The 2223-nt window shown below is 66.3% G+C and carries 2 protein-coding genes; both read left to right on the forward strand.

Going from position 1 to position 2223, the window contains the following annotated elements:
- The first annotated feature begins 94 nt into the window (after positions 1–94).
- Positions 95–1354, forward strand: coding sequence for an IS21 family transposase (gene istA, locus A5752_RS17690; protein ID WP_067088130.1), 1260 nt, complete (start codon positions 95–97; stop codon positions 1352–1354).
- Positions 1351–2163, forward strand: coding sequence for an IS21-like element helper ATPase IstB (gene istB / locus A5752_RS17695; protein ID WP_067088132.1), 813 nt, complete (start codon positions 1351–1353; stop codon positions 2161–2163). Before istA ends, istB begins: the two co-directional genes overlap by 4 nt.
- The last annotated feature ends 60 nt before the right edge of the window (positions 2164–2223 follow it).

Below are 2223 nucleotides of genomic sequence, written 5' to 3' on the forward strand. Positions count from 1 at the left end.
TGTCGGCGTCGCCTGAAAACTGACCCCGTGTCGACGCCCGAATTTTGACCCCCTTCGTCTGATTCTCGGCTTTTGAGCCGAGAGGAGAAGGGAGTTGTTGGCTGTGGAGGATTGGGCTGAGATCCGCCGGTTGCATCGAGCGGAGGGGTTGCCGATCAAGTTGATCGCCAGGACGTTGGGGATCTCGAGGAACACGGTGCGTTCGGCGTTGGCGTCGGAGGCGCCGCCGAAGTACGAGCGCAGGCCGGCGGGGTCGGCGGTGGACGCGTTCGAGGACGCGATTCGTGCGGAGTTGAAGAGGACTCCGACGATGCCGGCGACGGTGATCGCCGAGCGGGTCGGCTGGACGCGTGGGATGACGGTGTTCACCGAGCGGGTCCGTGAGCTGCGTCCGGCGTATCTGCCGCCGGACCCGGCTGGGCGCACCAGCTACGACGCCGGTGATGTGGCGCAGTGCGATCTGTGGTTCCCGCCAGTGTCGATCCCGGTCGGGTACGGGCAGTTCCGTCGGCCGGTGCAGTTGCCGGTGCTGACGATGGTGTTGGGGTATTCGCGGTGGCTCTCGGCGCTGCTTCTCCCGTCGCGCCGCGCGGAGGATCTTTTCGCGGGGTGGTGGCAGCTGATCGCCGCGCTCGGTGCGGTGCCGCGGACGTTGGTCTGGGACGGTGAGGGCGCGATCGGCCGAAACCGTGGTGGCCGTATCGAATTGACCCGTGACTGCCACGCCTTCCGCGGTGTGCTGGGTACCAAGGTGATCGTCCTCAAGCCTGCCGAGCCGGAGCACAAGGGCATCATCGAACGGGCGCACGACCACTTCGAGCGGTCGTTTCTGCCGGGCCGCGAGTTCAGCGGTCCGGGCGATTTCAACCATCAGTTCGGCAGGTGGTTGCAGCTCGTCAACGCCCGCCAGCGGCGAGTGCTGGGCTGCGCTCCGATCGATCGGATCGGGGCCGATCTGGCGGCGATGCTGTCGCTGCCGCCGGTGGGGCCGCAGGTCGGGTGGCGCACCTCGGCGCGGTTGGCGCGTGATCACTACGTGCGGTTGGACTCCAACGACTACTCGGTGCATCCCGGCGTGATCGGGCGCCGTATCGAGGTCACCGCCGATCTGGATCGGGTGAGGGTGTTCTGTGAGGGTAAGACCGTCGCCGACCACGAGCGGGTGTGGGCACACCATCAGACGATCACCGATGCCGAGCATCGGGAAGCGGCGAACATGCTGCGCCGCAACAGGATCAGCGCCCTACGTCCGATCCGTGAACCGGACGGGCAGATCGTGGTCGAGCAACGCAGCCTCGGCGACTACGACGCGGCACTGGGTGTCGACCTCGGCGACGGCGGGCTGGTGTCATGACCACCAGAACCACCAAGACGACCGTCTCCTCGGGCGCCGGTCGGGATCTCAGCGCGGAGATCGGATTCCTCACCCGAGCCTTGAAGGCCCCCACGATGCGCGAAGCGGTGACCCGACTGGCCGAGCGGGCCCGCGCCGAGTCCTGGACCCACGAGGAGTTCCTGGTGGCGTGCTTGCAGCGCGAAGTGTCGGCACGGGAATCGCACGGAGGCGAGGGACGCATCCGCGCAGCGCGGTTCCCGTCGCGGAAGTCGTTGGAGGAGTTCGACTTCGACCACGCGCGTGGACTCAAACGCGACACCATCGCCCACCTCGGGACGTTGGACTTCGTCGCCGCCAAAGACAACGTTGTGTTCCTCGGGCCACCGGGCACCGGCAAGACGCATCTGGCCATTGGCATCGCGATCAGGGCGTGTCAGGCCGGGCACCGCACCCTGTTCGCTACCGCTTCGGAATGGGTGGCACGGCTGGCTGAAGCCCACCACGGCGGCCGGCTGCAGCAGGAACTCGTCCGCCTGGGCCGCTACCCGCTGCTGGTGGTCGACGAGGTCGGCTACATCCCCTTCGAACCCGAGGCCGCCAACCTGTTCTTCCAACTCGTCTCATCACGCTACGAACGGGCCAGCCTCATCGTCACCTCCAACAAACCGTTCGGCCGCTGGGGTGAGGTCTTCGGTGACGACGTCGTCGCCGCGGCCATGATCGACCGCCTCGTCCACCACGCCGAAGTGATCGCGCTCAAAGGCGATTCCTACCGCATCAAAGACCGCGACCTCGGGAGAGTCCCGGGATCGACCACTGAAGAATGAACACCAAGGGGGTCAATTTTCAACCGTTGAGAAGGGGTCAAATTTCAACCGGCGTTGACA

It is taken from the genome of Mycobacterium sp. 852002-51961_SCH5331710 (assembly GCF_001665535.1).
GTDB lineage: Bacteria > Actinomycetota > Actinomycetes > Mycobacteriales > Mycobacteriaceae > Mycobacterium.